Source organism: Pseudoalteromonas sp. 3J6 (genome assembly GCF_903995135.1).
In the GTDB taxonomy this organism is placed as follows: Bacteria; Pseudomonadota; Gammaproteobacteria; order Enterobacterales; family Alteromonadaceae; genus Pseudoalteromonas.
This window is the reverse complement of sequence record NZ_LR877185.1, coordinates 3,680,634-3,705,025: the sequence shown is the minus strand read 5'-3', so window position 1 is coordinate 3,705,025 and position 24,392 is coordinate 3,680,634. Positions and strand designations below refer to the sequence as shown.

At 40.6% G+C, this 24,392-nt stretch carries 17 protein-coding genes, 1 tRNA gene and 1 pseudogene; 15 read left to right on the top strand and 4 right to left on the bottom strand.

Annotated elements, in window-relative coordinates; genetic code table 11:
• The 3 genes and pseudogenes from P3J6_RS16950 to P3J6_RS16940 all read left to right on the top strand — a co-directional run.
• Entirely contained in the window at window positions 1-1,734 is a 1,734-nt protein-coding gene (locus P3J6_RS16950; protein ID WP_198523611.1) for a response regulator, read from the top strand.
• 347 nt (window positions 1,735-2,081) lie between these two features.
• Window positions 2,082-3,281: an alpha/beta hydrolase-fold protein gene (locus P3J6_RS16945; RefSeq protein WP_198523610.1), complete on the top strand. Its 1,200-nt coding sequence runs from the start codon at window positions 2,082-2,084 to the stop codon at window positions 3,279-3,281.
• Window positions 3,282-3,329: 48 nt separating this feature from the next.
• A pseudogene (locus P3J6_RS16940) lies at window positions 3,330-3,716 on the top strand (GNAT family N-acetyltransferase); the annotation flags it as partial.
• Between the two features lie 93 nt (window positions 3,717-3,809).
• Here the strand turns inward: P3J6_RS16940 and P3J6_RS16935 are convergent.
• Window positions 3,810-4,766 carry a methylenetetrahydrofolate reductase gene (locus P3J6_RS16935; RefSeq protein ID WP_198523609.1) on the bottom strand — a complete coding sequence of 319 codons (957 nt, stop codon included), beginning with the start codon at window positions 4,764-4,766 and terminating at the stop codon, window positions 3,810-3,812.
• Window positions 4,767-5,015: 249 nt separating this feature from the next.
• On the opposite strand from P3J6_RS16935, the gene P3J6_RS16930 reads away from it, so the two are divergent.
• The 3 genes from P3J6_RS16930 (at window position 5,016) to P3J6_RS16920 (ending at window position 9,901) form a co-directional block, all read left to right on the top strand.
• Window positions 5,016-7,898: a M16 family metallopeptidase gene (locus P3J6_RS16930; RefSeq protein WP_198523608.1), complete on the top strand. Its 2,883-nt coding sequence runs from the start codon at window positions 5,016-5,018 to the stop codon at window positions 7,896-7,898.
• A 521-nt stretch (window positions 7,899-8,419) separates the two neighbouring features.
• Window positions 8,420-9,238 carry a serine O-acetyltransferase gene (cysE, locus tag P3J6_RS16925; RefSeq protein WP_008110273.1) on the top strand — a complete coding sequence of 273 codons (819 nt, stop codon included), beginning with the start codon at window positions 8,420-8,422 and terminating at the stop codon, window positions 9,236-9,238.
• Window positions 9,239-9,256: 18 nt separating this feature from the next.
• The gene (locus tag P3J6_RS16920) at window positions 9,257-9,901 is read left to right on the top strand and encodes a hypothetical protein (protein ID WP_198523607.1); all 645 of its coding nucleotides are present in this window, start codon (window positions 9,257-9,259) and stop codon (window positions 9,899-9,901) included.
• Between the two features lie 15 nt (window positions 9,902-9,916).
• On the opposite strand, the gene xseA is transcribed toward P3J6_RS16920, so the two are convergent.
• Window positions 9,917-11,251 (bottom strand): exodeoxyribonuclease VII large subunit, encoded by a 1,335-nt coding sequence (gene xseA / locus P3J6_RS16915; protein ID WP_198523606.1) that lies wholly within the window; start codon window positions 11,249-11,251, stop codon window positions 9,917-9,919.
• Between the two features lie 134 nt (window positions 11,252-11,385).
• Here xseA and guaB point away from each other — a divergent pair, with 134 nt between their 5' ends.
• The 5 genes from guaB to rimI all read left to right on the top strand — a co-directional run bounded on the left by guaB (window position 11,386) and on the right by rimI (window position 15,560).
• Window positions 11,386-12,855 (top strand): IMP dehydrogenase, encoded by a 1,470-nt coding sequence (guaB, locus tag P3J6_RS16910; protein WP_008110278.1) that lies wholly within the window; start codon window positions 11,386-11,388, stop codon window positions 12,853-12,855.
• A gap of 104 nt (window positions 12,856-12,959) precedes the next feature.
• Complete coding sequence (gene guaA, locus P3J6_RS16905; RefSeq protein WP_198523605.1) at window positions 12,960-14,537, top strand: glutamine-hydrolyzing GMP synthase; 1,578 nt, start codon at window positions 12,960-12,962, stop codon at window positions 14,535-14,537.
• 145 nt (window positions 14,538-14,682) lie between these two features.
• Window positions 14,683-14,759 (top strand) — tRNA-Trp (locus tag P3J6_RS16900).
• Window positions 14,760-14,824: 65 nt separating this feature from the next.
• Window positions 14,825-15,109: a hypothetical protein gene (locus P3J6_RS16895; RefSeq protein WP_178956489.1), complete on the top strand. Its 285-nt coding sequence runs from the start codon at window positions 14,825-14,827 to the stop codon at window positions 15,107-15,109.
• A complete protein-coding gene (gene rimI / locus P3J6_RS16890; protein ID WP_171039644.1) occupies window positions 15,096-15,560 on the top strand; it encodes a ribosomal protein S18-alanine N-acetyltransferase in 465 nt (154 codons plus the stop codon). Before P3J6_RS16895 ends, rimI begins: the two co-directional genes overlap by 14 nt.
• 3 nt (window positions 15,561-15,563) lie before the next feature.
• Here the strand turns inward: rimI and P3J6_RS16885 are convergent, their stop codons facing one another.
• Window positions 15,564-18,221: an ATP-binding protein gene (locus P3J6_RS16885; RefSeq protein ID WP_178956488.1), complete on the bottom strand. Its 2,658-nt coding sequence runs from the start codon at window positions 18,219-18,221 to the stop codon at window positions 15,564-15,566.
• Between the two features lie 359 nt (window positions 18,222-18,580).
• Here P3J6_RS16885 and prfC point away from each other — a divergent pair, with 359 nt between their 5' ends.
• From prfC to P3J6_RS16865, 4 genes are all read left to right on the top strand, one after another.
• A complete protein-coding gene (gene prfC, locus P3J6_RS16880) occupies window positions 18,581-20,170 on the top strand; it encodes a peptide chain release factor 3 (RefSeq protein ID WP_010387708.1) in 1,590 nt (529 codons plus the stop codon).
• A 62-nt stretch (window positions 20,171-20,232) separates the two neighbouring features.
• Complete coding sequence (gene argS / locus P3J6_RS16875; protein ID WP_010387709.1) at window positions 20,233-21,975, top strand: arginine--tRNA ligase; 1,743 nt, start codon at window positions 20,233-20,235, stop codon at window positions 21,973-21,975.
• 374 nt (window positions 21,976-22,349) lie between these two features.
• On the top strand, window positions 22,350-22,988 hold the full coding sequence (gene pdxH / locus P3J6_RS16870; RefSeq protein WP_198523604.1) for a pyridoxamine 5'-phosphate oxidase: 639 nt from the start codon (window positions 22,350-22,352) through the stop codon (window positions 22,986-22,988).
• 13 nt (window positions 22,989-23,001) lie between these two features.
• Window positions 23,002-23,769 (top strand): TatD family hydrolase, encoded by a 768-nt coding sequence (locus P3J6_RS16865; protein ID WP_198523603.1) that lies wholly within the window; start codon window positions 23,002-23,004, stop codon window positions 23,767-23,769.
• On the opposite strand, the gene P3J6_RS16860 is transcribed toward P3J6_RS16865, so the two are convergent.
• On the bottom strand, window positions 23,736-24,356 hold the full coding sequence (locus P3J6_RS16860; protein WP_138608770.1) for an AhpA/YtjB family protein: 621 nt from the start codon (window positions 24,354-24,356) through the stop codon (window positions 23,736-23,738). The genes P3J6_RS16865 and P3J6_RS16860 overlap by 34 nt on opposite strands.
• Between the last annotated feature and the right edge of the window lie 36 nt (window positions 24,357-24,392).

Sequence of the window (24,392 nt, the reverse complement as noted above, 5' to 3'; positions counted from 1 at the left end):
ATGGACATTGCTCTTTTACAGCGCAGGTTAGAGCGAGAGCGTTTGGCGCGAAAAGAAGCTGAAAAGCTATTAGAAGCCAAATCATTACAACTTTACGAAGCCAATGAAGTGCTCAAAGGAGCGGCTGAAAACTTAGAGCAAGAGGTTGCTAATAGAACCCATGCCCTCAAACTTGCGAAACAAGATGCAGAAGCTGCAAATAATGCTAAATCAGACTTTTTGGCAAATATGAGTCATGAGATTCGTACCCCGATGAATGCAATAATTGGCATGGCTTATCTTGCTTTAGATACCGGGCTTTCTGATAAGCAACGCGACTATGTTGAAAAAATTCACTATTCGGCAGAGTCTTTATTAGGGATCATTAATGATATTTTAGACTTTTCAAAGGTCGAAGCGGGTAAAATAGAGCTAGAACAAAAAGAATTCAATTTTAATATCTTTCTAGAAAATCTTGTCAATATTATTAGCACGCTAGCATCACAAAGAAAAATTGAAGTGCTGTTTGATATTGACCCCTTACTGCCTGACTTTTTTATTGGTGATGCATTAAGGCTTAATCAAGTGCTGTTAAATTTGCTTAATAATGCACTGAAGTTCTCAACCCGCGGTAAAGTTGTATTAGCTGTAAAGTTAGCGCAAAAGGTAGACAATTTTTGCAGTGTCACTTTTTCTGTTTTAGACAATGGTATTGGAATGAGCCAAGCACAAGTAGATTCACTATTTAAACCTTTTACTCAGGCTGACGTGTCTACTACACGAAAGTTTGGTGGAACTGGGCTTGGCTTGGTAATAAGTAAAACATTGGTAGAACTAATGCAGGGAAATGTTTTAGTAAACAGTAAGCTGAATAAAGGAAGTTGTTTTAGTTTTACTATTCCACTTAGCTATTCGACTAAGAAAAGTGAGTTTGAAATATCACATGTTAGAGCTAAGCAGGCCCTTGTTATCGAAAGTTCAGACAGTACGTTAGCATCATTACAAACACTGCTTATTGGATTTGAAGTTAAGGTTGATATTGCAAATAATATCAACCAAGTGCTAGACCGGTTAAGCGCCTTACATGATTACGATTTTATTTTTATAGATTGGCGTACTTTAAATTTAAATAATGACGGGGCTGCGCAGTCTCTTCGTAATGAACTCAAATTAAATGCGAAAAAGCTAATCGTAGTAGCACCTTGTGAAAATAAAGCACTCAACGAAAGCCTACTAGGGTTTGCTGATAACACTTATAAAGTACTTATTAAACCAATTATTAAAAGCACATTATACAATGTACTTTTACAAATTATGCATATAAAAACACTTAATAAACCAGAATCACAAGAGAGCTCAGATACACAAAATGCATTACAAAAGCTTCAAGGTATTAATATTTTATTGGTTGAAGACAACCCGCTCAATCAGCAAGTAGCAACACAAATACTTCGCAAAAAAGGCTTAATCGTTGATGTTGCCAATGATGGTATTGAGGCATTAGAAGCGCTAAAAAATAAAACCTATGATGGGGTGTTAATGGATTGCCAGATGCCCCGAATGGATGGTTACACAGCAGCCAAAGAAATAAAAAAACAAGCAAAGTTTAAAAATTTACCCATTATTGCAATGACTGCTAATACAAGAGAAACCGATTTGTTAAAGGCGAAAGATTGCGGTATGAATGGCTATATTTCAAAGCCTATTAAAGTTGAAAGTATGTTTGAAGTAATAGCAAAATGGGTGTGTATTTAATCTTTTGTGTAGTAGTGTGATTACCAAGGGATTCTGTCGGTCTAATTACCGAGCGACTTTGCCGTAGTGACCTTAGCAAGTAATACCTATTTGGGCAATCTGATCGAAACAAAAATAAACGAAACACAGATCAATAATTGTCTTATTCGAAGGTATCTACCACTGCTAAAGCACTCGTTCGTATGATTTAGGAATTTGTATCAAGAGCGCAACAAGCGTCCGTGTCAGAATTCGGAGCTGCTATTTTTTTCAACACCTTGATTGTTTCCATGTGACTAGACTCCATCTAAGCAATCCCTTATTCTGGAGTTTCTTTTACTAAACAAGCATTTAAATAAGGACATTGAATGACCAAGTATTTCTGCACGATTTTTTTTATTGTCACGGCTTTCTTTAGTGCGTATGCGGATTCATTTAAAGAAAATGCTGTTGAGCGGCATTTACCTTTTCAAAAAATACCAATTTCATCTTCTGTGTTAAATGAAACCGTTGATATCTATGTTCAATTGCCTTTCAAGTATGAAAGTGAATTCAATCAAAACTATCGTTATCCTGTTCTTTACACTTTAGATGCGCCTGTAGGGTTGCCTCTTGTATCAGGCGTTCTTGCCCCGCTGAATGGATACAATAGCGCCCCTCAAATGATCATCGTTGGGATCTCTACTTCTAACAGAGGCAGAGATTTTACACCAACATCTGATCCAAATTACGAAGAGCATAGCGGCGGGGCAGATAAGTATTTAACGTTTATTGAACAAGACGTTATCCCATACATCGAGAAACATTATCGGACAGAAAAATTTAGAATACTCTCTGGGCATTCATACGGCGGGCTGCTTGTGTCACATAGTTTTCATAAAAGGCCAAACTTGTTCCAAGCGCACTTTGCCAATAGTCCCTCTGTGTTCTGGGAGAGCGGAAAAACCGTTAGCGATCTCATTAAGTTCGTAAAAACGAATCCCATGCACAAAAATTTTCTATACATGAATATAGGGAATGAAGGTAACCCAGAATCAGATTCCCCAGAAGGTGTTCAGATGCTCTCAGGGATTCAAAAGATAGAGAGAGAACTTGCGAATTTAAATACACCGAACCTGCGTTACAAATTTGAATACTTTCGAGAAGAGCCTCATCAGAATACACCGATTTACGGGACAATTGGGGCACTCAGAGGTTTGTACCCTCAGTGGTCTATTCCATATGAAACATCAGTTGAAGGCTACGAAAGTGTCCTAGCGCACTTCAAAAAGCTATCAACCCTATATGGGTATCAAATTGAACCAAAATCCTGGCAAATGTATGATGAAGGCATAGGACAACTCTCCTACTTAGAAAATCCTGCTGAAGCAATTAAGTATTTTAGCTACAACATCAGTCAGGAGCCATCTGAATATAGCTCTAGGCTTCATATCGTTGACGCCTTTGTAAAACTTGGTAAAAAACAAGAAGCGTTAAAACATTTAAACATTTTGTTGCGCAGAGATGATTTAAGTGATGAGGAACGTCAACAATTGACCGAGAAAAAGTCGAATGTAAATTTGATGTAAGTTTAACAACGAGCGAACTTGATCTACCAATTGGTGTAACTCGGAAGTAAAGTTGAAGCTAAACTTATTGGTACTCTTAATTTTCCACCGCTATCGCGCAGTGCCAAAGATATAGAAAGTTCCAAAACCCTATTTTACGGTTTTATTGAAAATGGATGTATTGCCGCAGTTATAGAGATTACTTTAAAAGATAAGTATTTAGAGATCGACAGTTTAACTGTTGACCCAAGTTATTTTAGGAAAGGCATTGCAAGCAAATTACTTAGTTACGTTCTTGGCTCATTCGAATATACAAAAGCCATTGTAGAAACGGCTGTAGCTAACGAGCCTGCAATAAAGTTGTACAAAAAGCATGGCTTTGTGGAGTTCAAACGGTGGACTCCATCTCATGGCATCGAAAAACTAGCTTTGTTCAAACCTAACAGATCAAGTTAGTACTTATTAAAATAAACGAAGCTAACTACTTGAACTGGCTTATTCTATGTCGCTTATTATTGTTGCCCGAACCCCGAACCTCGAACCCCGCAATTAAGCTATCAGTTTCTCCGCAAGGTTAAGCTCCATTGTTGCTTTTAATAAACGATATAAATTAATAGACGCATCTATTTCTTCTTTACGATTGGTTAAGCTTTCAATATTTAAACCCAGTGGCACACCTAAGTGAGCACAGCTTTTTAAAATCGAGTCGAGGTTTTCGCGACAAATACGCACTGATTCGCTTAGCGTATTTTCCGAATCAAGCATGCGCCATTTAGTTGCCTCTGGCACTGAGATACCTAGCCACTGCATAAACTCTAAGGTTTTATCACCACCACAAGGCGTAAAGGTTAATATAATCCGATTAGGTGTCAGGCCTTGTGCTTTGCATGTGCGCGCATAACTGGTTATTAAATCTATGGTTGCTTGTGCATTGTAAACGGCTTGAGAGATAAAAAACTGGCACCCTTGTGCTGTTTTTTCTATTAAGCGTTGGTGTTCGTTGCGCTTATTGGCATGGCGCTCAGCAATGGTTACACCACCTAAAAAGAAATCTTCAGACTGCTCTGCCAGTGTTTTATAGGCATTCGGTAAGCTCAGCTTTATATCACCTGCTGATGATGGGCTGCCCACTAACACCACGTTTTTTAAATCGTAGTCATTTTTAGTTTCATCTAACCACGCTTTAAACTCACTCACACCGCGCTGAGCTACACTTTTATAAGTAATTACATCAAGATCAGATAAGCCTCGTAAGAGTTGACTGTACTCGCGCGGATCAACTGTTTGCTTAAATGCAAATGGACGCGCTTGCTCTGTACGGCTGCTTTCATCTTGAATGTCATAAATAATCACACCGTCATATTCAATTTCGTGTAAACGGCCTAATAACTTTTCGGCAATGACTTTTAATTGCGCTTTATCAGTCCCAATTTTTGGCGGTGTTGTGCCAATTAGGTAAACACCTTGGTTGGTGTCCTGTATTTTTTCTTGAAGTGATAAAGCCATAATCCTCATTCCAGCTTAATTTGTGATGATGGATTTAATATAGCAGCCATTTAGACGTCTAGATAGATTTATTTATTGAAAGTTTCTCAACAAACGTGAATTATTTTCATGATTAAACCAAGTTACCAGCAATAACTGACACAGTTGTTTACATAATTAATAGGCTTAGGGCTCTTATATTTAATTGCTTTACGGCATACTTAGTTTGGTAAATGTTTTAAAAATTGCTCAATTTAAAAAGGGATAACAATGAAATTTAAATTATTGGCAACTAGCCTAGCGGTATCGCTGGCTTTAACGGGTTGCGCTATGCAGCAAAGTCAAAACACGCAAACAGTAGCCCAACAAGAACAAGTTAATAAAGCAGATGAGCGTGTTTTTTCACAAGATTACCTAATAGAAGAGCTAGATAACGGCTTGCGCGTTATGGTAGTTAAAACCGATTACCCAGATGTAGTATCGCTACAAATACCTGTATCTGTTGGCTCGCGTAATGAAGTGGAAGCGGGTAAAACTGGTTTTGCTCACTTTTTTGAACACATGATGTTTAAAGGCTCTGAAAAGTTTCCGCAAGATGTGTATTCAGATATTCTAAAAAATTCAGGGGTTGATAACCGCGCCTATACAACTAACGATTACACTAACTACCACTTAAATTTTTCAAAACAGCATCTTGATAAAGTACTTGAGATTGAAGCTGATATTTTTCAAAACTTAAGCTACACCGAAGAACAATTTAGAACGGAAGCGCTAACGGTTAAAGGCGAGTACTTAAAAAATAATGCCAGTCCAATTCGTAAATTATTAAGTGCGGTACGCCAAGAAGCGTTCGATAAACATACCTATAAACACACTACTATGGGCTTTTTTGAAGATATTGAAGCCATGCCAGATCAAATGGCCTACGGTAAAGAATTTTTTGCTAAGTTTTATAAGCCTGAATATGTATCGCTTGTGATTGTTGGTGATGTTGAGCCAAAAGAGACCATGGCGATGGTTAAAAAGCACTGGGGTAACTGGCAAAAAGGCGACTATGTTGCTGATATTCCAAAAGAGCCAACTCAGCAAGCGCCAAAATATGTGCATGAGCAAAACGAAGGATTACCTGGCCATTGGTTACTTGTGTCGTATAAAGGGGCTGCATGGGAGCCTCAGAAAAAAGACAGAGCCGCATTAGATTTACTGTCGCAGCTTTATTTTTCGAGCAATTCAGATATTTACCAAGAGCTGGTAGTAGAAAAGCAAATAGCGAGTCAAATGTTTACCTATAACCCTGAAACTAAAGATCCAGGGTTACTGCATGTATTTGTAAAAGTTGAAAATGCCGATGATTTAGCCACAGTACGTGATGCCATTAATCGTACGTATGCTAAAGCGCGTACCGAGTTGGTTGATAGCCAAAAACTCAGCGATTTAAAGTCTAACCTTAAATACAGTTTTATAAATGGTTTAGATTCATCGCAAGCAATTGCCTCGACACTTGCCAGCTATATGCATTTTGAGCGCGATCCTGAGGTGATTAATCAGCTGTATAAATCGGCAGACAATATCACTAGCGAAGATATTAGAGCCGTTGCAAATAAGTATTTTGTTGATAATGCCCGCACCACAATTACTATGTCGGCACTTGATAAAGCCCCTGGTTTTGAGCAAGAAAGCGACTTAAATGCCTTGGTAGCTAAGTATCAGCAAGCACCGAGTAAGCCTATCTTTAAGGTGCTTGATAAAACCAATAGCTCGCCGTTAATCGATATTAACTTATTATTTAATACCGGTGCCGCTGCCGATCCGCAGGGTAAAAAAGGGGTTGCAGCACTGACTGCCGCAATGCTGGCGCAAGGTGGCTCAACCGCAATGAGTTACAAAGATATTAAAAAGGCAATGTACCCACTGGCGGGTAGCTTTGGTTATCAAATAGATAAAGAAATGCTGTCGTTCCAAGGGCGTATTCATAAAGATAATGCTGCTCAGTGGTATGCTTTAGTGAGTGAGCAGCTGTTAAGCCCAGGCTTTAGAGAAGATGACTTTAAGCGCCTGAAAAAAGAAATGATCGATGGCATTAAATCAGGCTTAAAAGCTTCTAACGACGAAGAGTTGGGTAAAGAAGTGCTCTACAGCGTGCTTTATAAAGGCCACCCTTATGAAAGCTATAACTACGGTGACTTATCTGATTTAGAAGCGCTGACTCTTGATGATGTTAAAGCGTTTTATAATGCTGAACTTACACAAGCTAAACTTACTGTGGGTTTAATTGGTGCCGTACCTGAAAAACTTAAAGCACAAATGTTAGCTGACTTGGCGACACTTCCAAAAGGCGAACAAAGCCGCTTAACAATCCCTGATGCGCCAGAGCTTAAAGGTCATCATGCAACAATTGTTGAAAAGTCAGCGCAATCAACAGCTGTATCGTTTGGCTTTCCTATTGATACAATTCGTAGCAGCGAAGACTGGACTGCATTGTGGCTAGTGCGTTCGTACTTTGGTGAGCATCGTAGTTCTAACAGTTACTTGTACGAACGTATTCGTCAAACGCGTGGCATGAACTATGGCGATTACGCCTATATTGAATACTTCCCTAGAGGTATGTTTCAAACTAAACCTGATGCAAACTTAGGCCGCTCGGAGCAAATATTCCAGGTGTGGCTGCGTCCACTGCGCTCAAACAACGATGCGCATTTTGCTACCCGTACCGCATTATTTGAGCTAGATAAATTAATTAAAAATGGCATGACTGAGGCTGATTTTGAAGCCACACGTAACTTTTTAATTAACTTTGTGCCGCAAATGGTTGCTAGTCAAAATCGTCAGTTAGGTTATGCGCTAGATAGCGAGTTTTATAACACCGATAGTTTTGTAAACTACGTTACAAGCAAACTGAAAACATTGACTGTTGACGATGTAAATCGAGTGATTAAAGACAACCTACAAACCGAGAATATGCACTATGTGTTTGTTACCGGTGATGGTGAAGATATGCAAAAACGTTTAGCAACTATGCAAACCTCGCCTATGGTGTACAACACCGATAAGCCTGCCGAGTTAGTAGCTGAAGATAAAGTGATTGCTGATTACAAACTGGCAATACCAGCGAAAAATATTGAAGTAGTGAAGGTGGATAAAGTATTTCAATAATTTAAGTTTTTAAGAATTAAAAAATGCCCCGGTGCCTTAAGCATTGGGGCATTTTTATATTTTAGGTTGTAAATACTAGGGTCTGTTGACCTTTGGGGATTAAAATTTGTTCAAACTAGGGGCGGTTTAATCGCGGCGCGAGGTTTGTAACCTAGTGGGCTCGATAACTGCTCCTGCGTTATTCTACTGGCTTACATCCATGTAAGAATAAGTAAAAACCGAGCAAAGCTTCCGCGTCCTGCTCACGCCCCTTACCTACATCCATGTAGACAACAAAGAGTAAATCGCCCCTAGGCAGAACCCTACGGGTAGCGCCTTCATCTACTTATGAGGAATAACCACACTGCATAGGCTCTGCCTTGCTTAAATACCAAACAGGCTGCTGCAAATTTAACCTTGAAAGGTCAACAGACCCTGGTTATATCTAATAACTAGAACAAATAACAAAGGGATTAACACCTAGGCGGCTAAATCCGTTAGAATTAGCGGTAGGCTCTTTGTACTAATCTTAAGGCATTATTATGCGTCATGAAATTTGGCAACAGCTTCGCAGTGAAGCAAATGAAGTAGTAACCCGTGAACCTCTTTTAGCGAGCCATGTGTATTCGTGTATTTTAAATCACGAATGCTTAGGGTCTGCATTGAGTTTTATTGTTGCTAATAAACTAGCTGACGCTGTGGTTTCTGCCTTTACAATCCGTGAGCTGTTTGACCAAGCTTTTGTAAAGTGTGACCGGATGCTGACGTATGTTGCTCATGATATTAAAGCAGTAAAAGATCGTGACCCTGCGGCCGAAACCTACCTTACTGTGATTTTAAATTTAAAAGGGTTTCACGCAATACAAGCACACCGTTTAGCAAACTGCTTATGGCAACAAAACCGTAAAGAGCTGGCTCGCTTTATTCAAAGCCGTACTTCAGAGGTGTTTGGGGTTGATATTCACCCTGCCTGTAAAGTCGGGCAAGGCATCATGTTTGACCATGCCACCGGTATAGTGATAGGCGAAACTGCCGTGATTGAAGATAATGTATCGATATTACAATCGGTTACATTAGGTGGTACGGGTAACGAGCAAGGCGATCGCCATCCTAAAATTAGAGCGGGCGTACTTATTGGTGCGGGTGCTAAAGTATTGGGTAATATTGAAGTGGGTGAGGGCGCACGTATTGGCGCAGGCTCTGTGGTACTAAGCCCTGTCCCGCCTCACACAACTGCTGTTGGCGTACCTGCAAAAATTATTGGTCGTCCCGATTGTGAGTGTCCGGCAGAAAGTATGAATCAAAACTTTTTAGAGTATCCCGAGCCAGAAAACGAATCGCACACCAGTGCAATGCTTTAACTTTTTGAGTACTTAGAAATGATATATAAAAGTAACCTTGTGGCCATGCTACTCTGTTTTTCTTCAGGTGTGGCGTTGGCAAGTGGTTACTTTTTATTTTTTAAAGATTCCACACGTGTTTTCTTAGCGCCCAAACAAACTGTAATCTCTTCGCCTAACACTCAAGTCAATAATCAAGCAACTACTTTGCAAGGCCTAGTGCAGGTTAATAAAGCCCAAGTGACTGATCAACAAACTCAGCTGGCACAACATGTGGTTGAGCTTAATCAGCGGCTTGAAAAAAAATCAATCCAGCTTAAGCAGTCTCAACAACAGCTAAAGTTAAATCAATTAGAAAGTGTAGAGCTTGATGATGAGCTCGCAATACAGTTTGAGCAAGAAGCTGATAATCTCGAATGGAGTTACGAGCTTGAAGTCGCGTTAAATGACTTTTTAATTATTAATGAGTTTGCAGATAGCGCGGAGCTTACAGCGCTTAAGTGTAAGCAAACAATTTGCAAGTTTGAGCTTACCATAAACCAAAATGCCGTTAGTTATGGGGCTAAATTATGGCGCGAGATTAACGATAAGCTTCATCTTGAACCTTGGTGGCAGCAATTTAAACTCAGTGCATCTCAATCTAACGATGCCCGTATTGAGTTTACCGTAAGTACGCAAGGCTAGCGCTTAGCAAGGTGGCTAAGCTTCTACTTTTGAAATAAATTGGCCATCTACTAACTCAGTGAACAACATATCACCTACTTTTACATCTTCCACTGATTTAACCACTTTATTATGCGCCGTTTTCGTTATGCTGTAACCGCGCGCTAATACATTAAGAGGGCTGACCGAATCAAGCCGACTTGCTTGTAAGGCAAGCGTATTATTTGCGTGTTGCAACTGATGCTGCATCGCTTGATTTAACTTTGCATGGAGCTGGGCTAACTGATGGCTTGCTTGTGCGAGCTTTTTGTCTGGCGATTGACGCATTAATCTGGGTGTTAAATTAGCTAACACGCGTTCTTGCTGATATAAACGCTGACGCATAGCTTGTTGCAGTGCAATACTCAGCTCATCTAAGCGTTGTGACTTTTGGTTTAGCTGATTGCGCGGGTGGCATAAATTTAAACGATGCTGTAGCTGAGTTGCCAGTGTACGTTTATCGGCAATGTCGTGTTTAAATGCATTCGCTAAACGGCTAATTAATTGGTTAACCTTATTGTGCAATTCTTGCGTATTGGGGCTTACTAGCTCAGCTGCGGCAGAGGGGGTTGCGGCACGCACATCAGCAACATAATCGCTAATTGTAGTATCTACTTCATGGCCAACAGCGCTCACAATGGGTAGTTCGCTTTGATAAATAGCACGAGCAAGTTGCTCATGATTAAAACACCATAAATCTTCTAATGAACCACCGCCACGCCCAAGAATAATCACATCGACTTCGTTACGACAGTTTGCTAGTTCTATTTGCTTGATTAAGTGACCATGCGCTTCTTTACCTTGCACCATAGCAGGATAAATGACCACTTCTAAATGCGGCGCGCGACGTTTTAGCACGGTTAAAATATCTTTAATTGCGGCGCCTGTAGGTGAGGTGATCACCCCTATGCGATTTATGTTTTGGGGTAGGGATTTTTTATAAGCGGAGCTAAATAAACCCTCTGCAGCCAAACGCATTTTTAGCGCGTCAAACTCTTGCTTTAGTTGCCCTTCTCCTGCAGGTTCCATGCTTTCTACAATAAGCTGGTAGTCACCACGGGGTTCGTACAAAGATACACGAGCTTTAACGGTTACTTGTGCGCCATTTACAGGGCGGTAGCTTTGGTTTCGATTATTACCTCGCCACATGGCGGCTTTAATTTGCGCTTTGTCGTCTTTTAACGAAAAATACCAGTGCCCAGATGCTGGGGTGATAAAGTTTGAAATTTCACCGGTGAGTACTAAAGACGCAAAACCTTGTTCAAGTAAGGCACGTATTTCACGATTAAGGCGAGATACGGTATAAACCGTTTGCGAGGGCTTAGAAAACATAAAAACTACCAAAAAACATTTATAAACCTAGCTTATCATAAATAAATACAAAATATTATTTACTAGTGCCTGCAACGCTGTTAAAATTTGGCCGCAATTCCTTATCTTAGATCCACATGTGAGAAGTTGCCAAAATGCTTAGAATCGCTAAAGAAGCTCTTACCTTTGATGACGTACTTTTAGTACCTGGTCATTCTACTGTTTTGCCACACACGGCAAATATTTCAACTCGCTTAACGCGTGGTATCAAACTTAACTTGCCGCTCATTTCAGCATCTATGGATACTGTTACAGAAGCTCGTTTAGCTATTGCCCTCGCGCAGGAAGGTGGTCTTGGTTTTATTCATAAAAACATGACCATTGCAGAACAAGCGAAAAATGTTCGTAAAGTTAAAACCTATGAAGCAGGTATTGTTTCATACCCTGTTACAGTAACCGCCGATCTGACTATTGCAGATGCCGTTGAGCTGTCTCAGGAAAAGGGATTCTCAGGTTTTCCGGTCACCGATAGCGAAAATAACCTTGTAGGTATCGTAACTAGTCGTGATATGCGCTTTGAAACTAAGCTTGAACAGCCGGTTTCAACAGTGATGACGAAAAAAGAAAACCTAGTAACGGTTAAAGAGGGCACCGCTCGCGAAGATATCTTAAGCTTAATGCACGAACACCGCATTGAAAAGATTCTTGTGGTTGATGATGCGTTTAAACTTAAAGGCATGATCACCGTAAAAGATTACCAAAAAGCACAAGACAAACCAGATGCATGTAAAGACGAGCAAGGTCGTTTACGTGTAGGTGCTGCGGTAGGTGTTGGCGCAGGTACTGATGAGCGTATTGCTGCATTAGTTGAAGCCGGTGTTGATGTACTACTAATCGATACTTCTCATGGTCACTCGCAAGGTGTTATTGACCGTGTTGCAGCGACTCGTCAAGCTTACCCAGATTTACAAATTGTTGCGGGTAACGTGGCAACTGCCGAAGGTGCTATTGCCCTTGCAGATGCCGGTGTTGATGCTGTTAAAGTAGGTATCGGCCCAGGTTCTATTTGTACTACACGTATTGTTACTGGTTGTGGTGTACCACAAATAACAGCTATTTCAGATGCGGTTGAAGGCCTTAAAGGTCGCGATATTCCAGTGATTGCCGATGGCGGTATTCGTTTTTCTGGTGATATTGTAAAAGCATTGGTTGCGGGCGCATCGTGTGTAATGGTTGGCTCTATGCTCGCGGGTACTGAAGAAGCTCCGGGTGAAGTTGAACTTTATCAAGGTCGCTACTACAAGTCTTACCGTGGTATGGGTAGCCTAGGAGCGATGGATCAAAAAGAAGGTTCATCAGATCGCTACTTCCAAAAATCAAACCAAGCTGACAAGTTAGTACCTGAAGGTATTGAAGGTCGTGTTGCTTATAAAGGACCAATTGCAACCATTATTCACCAACAAGTGGGTGGTCTTCGCAGTGCAATGGGTTTAACCGGTTGTGCCACCATTGAAGAGCTAAACACTAAGCCACAATTTGTACGTGTTACTTCTGCTGGTATGGGTGAGTCGCATGTTCATGATGTGCAAATCACTAAAGAAGCACCGAACTACCGTTTAGGCTAATCAGCCTTAACAACTTGAAATAAGTGGGCTAACCTTTGTTAGCCCTAATATAGTCACACAGCTTAAGCTGGTGGCGTTTAGCACCTGACTTTACGAGATACTTCATGAGCAAAGACATTCACGATTCACGAATCCTCATTTTAGATTTTGGTTCACAATACACGCAGTTAATTGCCCGTCGCGTACGCGAAATTGGTGTTTACTGTGAGCTTTGGGCTTGGGATGTAACCGAAGAGCAAATTCGCGAGTTTAACCCACAAGGTATTATCCTTTCAGGTGGCCCAGAATCAACTACGCTTGAAAACAGCCCGCGTGCTCCTGAGTATGTATTTAATGCTGGCGTACCCGTACTTGGTATTTGTTACGGTATGCAAACTATGGCAACGCAGCTTGGCGGCCGTGTACATAGCTCAGATAAAAAAGAATTTGGTTACGCACAAGTTGAAAAAGTGGGTAACTGTGCATTATTTGATGCAATTGAAGATCATATTACTGATGGCGGCAATGGCGTACTTGACGTGTGGATGAGCCACGGCGATAAAGTAATGGAAATTCCAGATACTTTTAAAACTACTGCTAAAACATCTACTTGTCCACATGCGGCAATGTCTAACGAAGAAAAACGTTTTTACGGCGTACAATTTCACCCAGAAGTAACACACACACATCAAGGTCAACGCTTATTAGAACGTTTTGCTATTGATATTTGTGGTTGTGAAAAATTATGGACGCCAGCAAAAATAATTGATGATGCTATTGAGCGTATCAAAGAAACCGTTGGCAACGACGAAGTTATTTTAGGCTTATCAGGCGGTGTAGATTCATCGGTTGTGGCGATGCTTATTCACCGCGCTATTGGTGAGCGACTAACCTGTGTATTTGTAGATAACGGGCTACTTCGTTTAAACGAAGGCCAACAAGTCATGGACATGTTTGGCAATAAGTTTGGTTTAAACATTGTAAAAGTAGATGCCGAAGATCAATTCTTAAATGACTTAGCAGGTAAATCAGACCCAGAAGATAAGCGTAAAGCCATTGGCCATACGTTTATTAACGTATTTGATGAGCAAGCTAAAAAGCTTAAAAACGCAAAATGGTTAGGCCAAGGTACAATTTACCCTGACGTAATCGAATCAGCGGCCTCAGCGACTGGTAAAGCGCACGTAATTAAATCGCACCATAATGTGGGCGGCTTACCAGATGATATGCAAATGGGCTTAGTAGAGCCATTACGTGAGTTATTTAAGGACGAAGTACGTAAAATTGGTTTAGAGCTAGGTTTACCGTACGACATGCTTTACCGTCACCCATTCCCAGGGCCAGGTTTAGGTGTGCGTGTACTTGGCGAAATCAAAAAAGAGTACTGTGATTTATTACGCCGCGCTGATGCTATTTTCATTGAAGAGCTTCACAAAGCAGAGCTTTACCATAAAGTAAGTCAAGCGTTTACTGTATTCTTACCGGTTAAGTCGGTAGGGGTTATGGGTGATGCACGTAAGTACGATTGGGTTGTTTCACTTCGTTGTGTAGAAACCATCGACTTTATGACTGCGCGTTGGTCACATTTACCGTATGAGTTCTTAGGTGTTGTTTCAAACCGCATCATTAATGAAATCGACGGTATTTCTCGTGTTGTTTACGATATTTCAGGTAAACCACCTGCCACTATCGAGTGGGAATAATCCTCCCATTGCTATAATTAAGTAATAACTAACGGCGAATTAGCATGCTAATTCGCCGTTTTGTTTATTTAAAAAGCAAACAAACCGAAAAGTTGAATTTTTACTTTACCTTTGTCAAAAGGTCTTTATAATTCATCGTCATTGCAGGGGCGTAGTTCCAATTGGTAGAACAGCGGTCTCCAAAACCGACGGTTGGGAGTTCGAATCTCTCCGCCCCTGCCATTTCTTCTTTACATCGTTTTGATTACTTCCTATATTATTCATCTTACTAATTCCATCGAGTCGTTATGCATTCACGTTACGCATCTGTTTTTGGTATAGAAAAGCTTGAACTTAATCAACACTTTCGCCCAGCTCAGTCAGAGCAGTCAGCTAATTCATCGTTAATACTCAGTGATACATTAAAAGATGATATTGAGCGTGCATTTGCGCCTGTAACAATTAACAAGATTGTTAAGTCATCAACTATTGAGTTTAATGAGCAACGATTAGGCTTGCCTGATTCCACCCTGTCCAGTGCACAAAAACGTGCGTTATGGGCATTAATGAGTGAACACCTTGATACACTTTAAGTCAGTTACCGATGAGAATATCAATGAGCTAATGGCCATTGAAACCACTTGCCACACACATCCTTGGACATTAAAAACGATGCAGTCGTGTTTGCAGGGCCGCTATTTTAATTTAGCCGCGTTCGACGACGAGCAAATGATAGGTTTTTACATTGGTGAAAAAGCAGGGCCCGATTTTACCTTAATGGATATTTGTGTTGCTCCGAGCTTTCAGGGGCAAGGGTTTGCTCAGCAGTTATTAACGCAGTTTATAGCTTATGGTGAGCAACACAGCGCTGAAAACTTATTTTTAGAAGTCCGCGAATCTAATACGCGGGCTATTGCTTTGTATGAACGTGCGGGCTTTATTGAAATGTCAGTACGTAAAAATTATTACCCCAGTGATGCACCCAATAAAAACGGCTTTGAAGACGCGATTTTAATGGGCATGGCACTGGGTTTAAATTTTTAACGATTACTTATTAGCGATGGCTTGCTCTATTGCAGCAATAAGTTCTGCTACGCACTTTTCTCTTTGTGGCATATCATTACCTTTTAAACTGTGTTCAACCGCTGAAGCGCTTTGGTAAATTTCATCAAAGTTAAAACAACCAGCGCTGCCCTTAATACTGTGGGCAAGGGCGCGTAGTGTCTCGCAATCTTGGCTGTTATATAGGGTTTTTATCTGTTGCAAATAATCTGGCAAACTTGCTAAATAGTTTGCGTTTATTTGCTGAAACTTTTCGCTCTTCAATAAGCTATCCCACTTATTTTGGTTATCACGCTCAAGGTGTAAATAGCTAACTAATACATTTTCTAGTGCGTCTTTATCAATAGGTTTTCCCAGCGCTTCATCACAGCCTGCTTCAAGGTAAGTATCAATATCATGATTCATCACATTCGCGGTTAGGGCGATAATTGGGCCATCGTAGGCTGCATCTCTAAGCATTTTAGTCGCTTCTAACCCACCCATAACCGGCATTTGCATATCCATGATTATAAGCTGGTAGTCGTTTACTAATGCCATTTCTACAGCTTGTGCACCATTGTTGGCTATATCGGGCTCTAATCCCCATGTTTGTAATAGCAATTTAATCAATAACTGATTATCGGGGTTATCTTCTGCGACCAAAATTTGTGCATCAAAGCTGTTGCTCGCAAAAGATAGCTGCGGATCCTTTTCTGGTGTTAGTTGAGAGTGTTCGGTTAATAATAAATTGCCGCCAAGGCTATTATTCAAATGGCAATCTATATCGATAGTAAAGCAACTACCCACGCCCACCTCACTGGTTACACTTACATCCCCACCTAACAATTGAGCCAAATTTTTTGATATACACAGCCCCAATCCCGTACCACCAAACCGACGTGTCGTTGTGGCATCGGCTTGCTCAAATGGCGTAAACAATCGATTAATTTGGTTTGACGACATACCAATGCCGGTATCTTCTATAACAAAGGTAAGCGTTTTTGGTGCTTGGTATTTAGCGGTTATAGTAACCTGACCTTGCTCAGTAAATTTAACCGCATTACTGGCAATATTAATGAGTATTTGCTTTAAGCGAGTAATATCACTATTAATAGTATGCGGTAGCGGAAGTGTATAATTAATTGTAAATGATAGCTGTTTCTCTTGTGCTAAAGGTTTAATGATTGATTCAACATCATGAATAAGCTGTACAACATTTAGCGGCGTTTTTTCAACCGCGAGTTTTTCGGCTTCAATTTTTGAAAGATCGAGAATATTATTAATAAGCTCTAACAAATGTTTTGAATTACGTAGAATAGTACCTAAATGGTGTTTGTCATTGGTTGCTTTTTCGCTGTGCAGTAGTTGCTCTGTAAATCCCATAATAGCTGTAAGCGGGGTGCGAATTTCATGACTCATATTGGCTAAAAAGCGGCTTTTAAGCTGGTTTGCTTGTTCTGCTTGGGCTATGGCGGTTTCAAGCTTGCTGTTCATCGATTCAAGCGCCTTAGTCCGGCTTTCTACTTTGTCTTCTAAGTGATGCTTATATTCTTCAAGTTGCTGTTGATAATGCTTAATTTGGTTAATCATGTGATTAAAGTCGTTAAACAGTATCCCTACTTCATCCGTAGTATAAGCAGGTAGTGTAACAGAGAGATCGCCATCACCAACGCGATGACTTGCTTCACCTAATAATTCTATTGGGTTAAGCAGTAAATTACGCACCACAATAAAAATTAAGATTGGGAGGGTGATCACAGAAATAATTACAATTAGCCCGGTGATCACACTAATTGCTTTACCCGATTGATATAACACCGCTTTAGGAATAGTCGACACATAATAGTAGCCGCCACTCATTTGGGCGGCAAAAATTAGTCGCTCTATTTTATCAACACTTGAAAGCTCAATAGTTGATAAGCTACCTATATCAGCTAGATCGTTAATTTTATTTAATTCATATTTAGTAACATAGTGGCCGCGCATTTTATAATCAGAGCTAAATAAAATTTTACCATCGCTGGCCAGTAATAAATTTAAGGTGTTGTTATAAGGCGCTTCTAAAATACTGGTGTTTAAAATAGAGGGGTCTACTTTAAGAATAATAAAGCCTAGCTGTTGTGGGCGTTTTAAATAATAGTCGACGCTATATATACGCTGTACAAAGTATAAATTGGTGGTGCCATCTTCTTTTTGCACCATAAACTGCTGCTGACTTAAATTACTTTGTTTTACTTGATCAAAAAATGGGTAGGATTTGGGCGCTACGGTTAAATTACTGGAGTAATAGGCGTCACTTTTACCGGTTTTTGAGACTAAGTTAATACTAATAATGTCAGGGTAGGCTTCACTGTAACTGGCAAATACGTCCATTAACGCGCCAAGGCGATAGGTATAGCTGGCGTCTTCAAATAAATCTTTAGCTAAAAAGTCACTTAGTACCGGTGAAGCAGAGAGTAACTTAGCCGTTGCATGAAAAGAATCGATATAGTTGAATACTTTTTGCTGCTGTTGTTCTACAAAGCGACTCATGATCAAGTCGGCTTGTTTTTGCGTGGAGTTGGTTACATTAGTGAGCGTAAAGCCCCCTAAAAATAACAACGGCAGTATAACCAGTGGAGTTATATACCATAATAATCGAATACTTAGCTTACTGGTTTTCATTACCCAACATCAAATCTTCCATGTAATTGACCAATAATATGATTTACAGCATTATTACTCAAGCTTGGTGTTAAGTTAGTGGGCAATTTATATCGATATTGTTAATAATAATTGGAAACACCAATATTAATCGCTTCATTAAAAAAGATCCGTTAATAACTAACCATTGATTGTTTATAGCGCCAAGATCAGCGAAAATAGTCTTCAACTACGATTAACTTAACGGATAGCATCACAAGAACTAATTTGGGTTCTTGTTGGGGTATGTTGAGCTTTAGAGGTTAGCTTGTTTTTAGCCTTAAAAGCTCAGCATACTAAAATATAAATACATCCGTATATCAACTAAAAGAACCTTTTTAATGGCAGACCAAAATCTCCTTAGCGAAATTAATAAACGCCGTACCTTTGCGATCATCTCGCATCCGGATGCGGGTAAAACCACTATCACTGAAAAAGTATTGTTATTCGGACAAGCAATTCAAAAAGCTGGAACGGTTAAAGGCCGTGGTTCTAATCAGCATGCTAAGTCGGATTGGATGGAAATGGAAAAAGAGCGTGGTATTTCTGTCACTACCTCTGTAATGCAATTTCCATATAACAATGCGTTAGTTAATTTACTTGATACCCCAGGACACGAAGACTTCTCTGAAGATACATACCGAACTTTAACCGCGGTAGATTCGTGTTTAATGGTCATTGATGCTGCTAAAGGTGTAGAAGAACGTACCCGTAAGCTAATGGAAGTAACACGCCTGCGTACCACGCCTATTGTTACCTTTATGAATAAATGTGACCGTGATATTCGCGACCCAATGGAACTACTCGACGAAGTAGAAACAGAGCTAAATATTGCCTGTGCACCTGTTACTTGGCCCATTGGCTGTGGTAAAGAGTTTAAAGGTGTTTACCATATCCATAACGAAGAGACCATTTTATATAAAACGGGTCAAGGTCACACTATTCAAGAAGTACGCAGCATTAAAGGGCTCGATAACCCTGAGCTTGACCAAGCCATTGGTGATGAACTTGCAGCGCAATTACGTGACGAGTTAGAGTTGGTTATTGGTGCATCACACGAATTTGATTTAGATCTATTCTTAGCGGGTGAGTTATCGCCTGTGTATTTTGGTACCGCACTTGGTAACTTTGGTGTAGATCATGTTTTAGATGGGTTAACTCAATGGGCGCCAACCCCATTACCACGTGAGACTGAAGATCGCCAAGTTGTAGCCACAGAAGAAAACTTCACTGGGTTTGTATTTAAAATTCAGGCCAACATGGATCCAAAACACCGTGACCGTATTGCCTTTATGCGTATTGTGTCGGGTAAATATAGCCAAGGCATGAAAATGAATCATGTGCGTATCGGTAAACAAGTCAGTATTTCTGATGCGGTAACCTTTATGGCGGGCGATCGTGAGCGTGCGGCTGATGCTTACGCTGGTGATATCATTGGGTTACACAACCACGGAACGATTCAAATTGGTGATACTTTTACTCAAGGTGAAAAAATTAAGTTTAGCGGTATTCCAAACTTCGCCCCTGAACTGTTTCGCCGAATTCGTCTGCGCGATCCATTAAAACAAAAACAGTTATTAAAAGGATTGGTACAGCTTTCAGAAGAGGGCGCAGTACAAGTATTCAGACCATTAATTAATAATGACTTAATTGTAGGTGCGGTAGGTGTGTTGCAGTTTGACGTGGTTGTAGCGCGTTTAAAAGCTGAATATAACGTTGATGCAATTTACGAAAGCGTTAATGTAAATACAGCCCGCTGGGTTAGCTGTGATGATGTTAAAAAGTTTGAAGAGTTTAAGCGTAAGTGCGAAAGCAACTTAGCACTCGATGGTGGCGATAATTTAACTTACATCGCGCCGAGTCGTGTAAATCTTAACTTGTCGACTGAGCGTTACCCTGAAGTGACATTTAACCACACGCGTGAAAACTAACACTTAGCCACTAGAATTAACACAAAGCCTGCTTTGGCGGGCTTATAAAGGTAAATAATATAATGAATATTCGTACTATTTTAGTAGAAAAAGCCATTGCCGCTATGACCGCTGCAGGCCTGCCAGAAGATACTAACCCAGCGGTTACGCAAAGCACACGTCCACAGTTTGGTGATTACCAAATTAATGGCGCGATGGGCGCAGCTAAAAAAATGAAAAGTAATCCGCGTGAATTGGCGCAAAAAATTATTGATCAGTTAGATGTAAGCGACATTGCCGAAAAAACGGAAATTGCTGGCCCTGGTTTTATTAATATTCACTTAAAGCCAGAGTTTTTAGCACAAAGCGTACAAGCCGCTAATAACCACGCAAAACTTGCCGTAAATGAGCACGCCAAACCACAAAAAGTAGTGGTTGATTACTCATCGCCGAACCTTGCAAAAGAAATGCACGTAGGTCATTTACGCTCAACTATTATTGGTGATGCGGTAGTACGCGCACTTGAATTTAGAGGCGATACCGTTGTTCGTCAAAATCACATGGGTGATTGGGGCACACAGTTTGGCATGTTGATTGCGCATTTAGAAGATCAAATTAACCAAGGTGTTGATTTAGACACTGTTGCGCTTGCTGACTTAGAAACCTTTTACCGCGATGCTAAAAAGCGTTTTGATGACGAAGAAGGCTTTGCCGATAAAGCACGTAACTACGTAGTTAAACTGCAAAGTGGCGACGCTCACTGTGAAAAACTGTGGAAACTATTTATTGCCACTTCAGTGAAGCACTCTGAAGAAGTATACAAGCGTTTAAATGTAACCCTTACGCCTGCCGATATTATGGCTGAAAGTGCTTATAACAGTGAACTTAACGATATTATTAGCCTATTAAAAGATAAAAATATTGCAGTAGAGTCGCAAGGCGCACAAGTGGTATTTTTAGATGAGCTGGCAAATAAAGACGGTGAGCCTTCAGCGTTTATCGTGCAAAAATCAGGTGGCGGCTTCTTATATGCAACCACAGATTTAGCCGCGTGTGATTACCGTTCAAACAAGTTAGGCGCTGAGCGTATTTTGATATTTGTTGATGCGCGCCAGAGCCTTCACTTTAATCAAGTGGAGCTTACTGCGCGTAAAGCTGGTTTATTACGCGATGAAACCAGTTACGAATTTTGCCCATTTGGCACCATGATGGGCGCTGATGGCAAACCATTTAAAACTCGTACAGGCGGCACGGTAAAATTAGCTGATTTACTTGAAGAGTCAATTACTCGTGCAGCAGCCAAACTCGCTGAGCGTGAATCAGATTTATCTGACGAAGATCGTAGTGAAATTGCTCGTAAAGTGGGTATTGGCGCGGTTAAATACGCAGATCTTTCTAAGCACCGTACCAGCGATTACATTTTCAACTGGGACAGCATGCTAAGTTTTGAGGGCGCAACAGCCCCTTATTTACAATATGCTTATACGCGTGTCCGCAGTATTTTCCGTAAGTCAGGCGTTGATGCTGCAAGCTTAAAAGCCGATGTAAGTATTATTGAGCCGCAAGAGAAAACCCTCGCGCTTAAATTATTGCAGTTAGAAGAAGTCCTTGATCTGATGATCAATGAAGCCACACCGCACGTATTGTGTGGTTACTTATACGAACTAGCTAGTCTATACATGACATTCTATGAAGCTTGCCCAGTACTTAAAGAGGGCGTAGAGCCAAGTGTTCGTGATAGCCGTTTAGTGTTGTGTAATTTAGTGGCAGATACGCTGAAAACAGGATTAGATCTACTAGGTATCGAAGTCATGGAGCAAATGTAATCACCGTCGTATTTTAATCTAATACTGCGTTGTCCACTCGACTGACCCTAATCACATACAACTACGTATGCTCATAGGGATAAGTCGAGTGTCCGCCTTATCTTAGACTAAACTACTTAGGTGAGCGTCTGCTGCGTGTAGTTCGCTTTAGCTGCGTTGGTAAAACTATTTAGCCTAAGTCACATACAAAAGTAACAAGGTACTAGGAAGAAATAGGCTTTAGGCACTAGGAAAAGTATGACACGTATTACAGAGCGCTTAAAACTTTTGACGAACCTAGAACCTAGAACCTAGAACCTAGAACCTAGAACCTAGAACCTAGAACCTAGAACCTAGAACCTAGAACCTAGAACCTAGAACCTAGAGGGAATTTTATGAAACTCGAAGATATTCGTCGTGAATACCTGCAAGATGCGCTTAGTGAAGACAACTTGCTTGATGATCCGTTTAAGCAGTTTGAAACGTGGCTTGAGCATGCTGTTGGTAGTAATTTGCCTGATCCTACAGCTATGGTGGTCGCTACGGTCGATGAAACAGGTCAGCCTTCACAGCGTATTGTGTTGCTAAAACATTTAGATGATAACGGTTTTGTGTTTTTTACCAATACCGGTTCACGTAAAGCGCAAGAACTAAAAGGCAATAACAAAATTTCCTTGCACTTTCCATGGCACCCTATGGAGCGCCAAGTAATTGTGTATGGTGAAGCGCAGCCATTACCTACATCGGCTGTTGCTAAATACTTTTTATCTCGACCTAAAGAAAGTCAATTAGCCGCATGGGCGTCGCAACAAAGCCGTCCAATTTCGTCGCGTAAAGTGCTAATGGAAACCTTTACCAACATGAAAAATAAGTTCGCTAAAGGTGAAATTCCGCTCCCTGACTTTTGGGGTGGGTATTGTGTTGTGCCGCAAAAAATCGAGTTTTGGCAAGGCGGAGCGCATCGTTTACATGATCGCTTTATGTATCAGCGTCAAGCCGACAATAGCTGGCAAATAACGCGCTTAAACCCTTAGTTGGCTGCTGGTTTTGCAATTTATAGACTCACACTGTCATCTTGATTTTAGTGAGTTTGATACAAATCGGGAATCGCTTATTAATGCCTGTGTAGCAAAGGGCATTAATCAATTTATTGTGCCAGGCATTAGCTTGGCGCAGTCTCAAAAACTACTCGAGTTTAAAGCAACCTACCCACAAATTAGAATAGCTGCAGGGCTACATCCTTATTTTTTAGAGCAACATCAGCAATCGCACTTAGAATCACTGTATAACTTTGCTAAAACAAACAAAACTCAGCTTGTGGCTATTGGGGAATGCGGGCTAGATCGCAGTATCGAAAACCTTGAAAAACAAACCTTTCTGTTTGAGCAACAAATAGCGCTTGCTAATGAGCTAGAGTTACCGCTGATTGTGCATCACAGACAAAGCCATGATTTAATAGCGCAATCGTTTAAGCGTTGTAAACCTAAGAATGGCGGTGTGATCCATGCTTTTTCAGGCTCAATACAACAAGCACAGTATTATATAAAAATGGGCTTTAAGCTTGGAGTGGGTGGGGTTATCACCTATGAGCGGGCTGCTAAAACTCGTGCGGTTGTAGCAAAGCTTGAGTCACAGCATTTAGTGCTGGAAACTGACTCACCTTCAATGCCGCTAAATGGTTATCAGGGAGAAATAAATACCCCATTGCATATTCCTAAGGTGTTTGATGCGCTCTATGCTTTAAAGCCAAATAGCGATAAATATCGATTAGCTGAGCAGCTTTATGATTCGTGCTCTGACGTTTTTTGTATATAACGATTTACTTGCCAGCGTTTTAACCCTCGGCCTAATTGCCAAGTAAAAATACAAGCAATCACTAGCATAAGTAATACTTGGCGGCCTAAATCGTGAAAATGGTTATGGCTTGAAGATACCGCAGCACGCGTTAAATAGGTAATAGATACAAAGCCAATAGGGCGATTGTCGTCAGAAATAACTTGTTCAACAAACGGTGTTTTTAACTTACTAATGCCAGGCGATGAGTCTGGTAGTAAGCCATATACATGATGTGATTGCCAATTATCACTGCTTGCAAGCACTACACCTTGTTTATCATAAATGGTGGCTGAAAGAACAAACTCATCTTTACTGATATTGTTGCACAAGGTGGTGAGCTGCGATTTGTTTTTCTCTATCAGCGGGTTTTTGGCATTCAGTGCCATAAACTGAGTGAGTGACTTGGCTGCACTATCAGCACTATCATATAGTAGTTGATGGCTTTGAAAGCTACTGTTTATTCCTACCCAGCTTAATAATACAAAGCAGCCAGCGGCCAATAATAAACGAATTAGACGCTTTTTTTGCGAGGCTGTAAGTGGATTTTTAAGATGGTTATTTTTCATAGTCACCGTTTATGCTGCTGACAGCATTTTGATTTG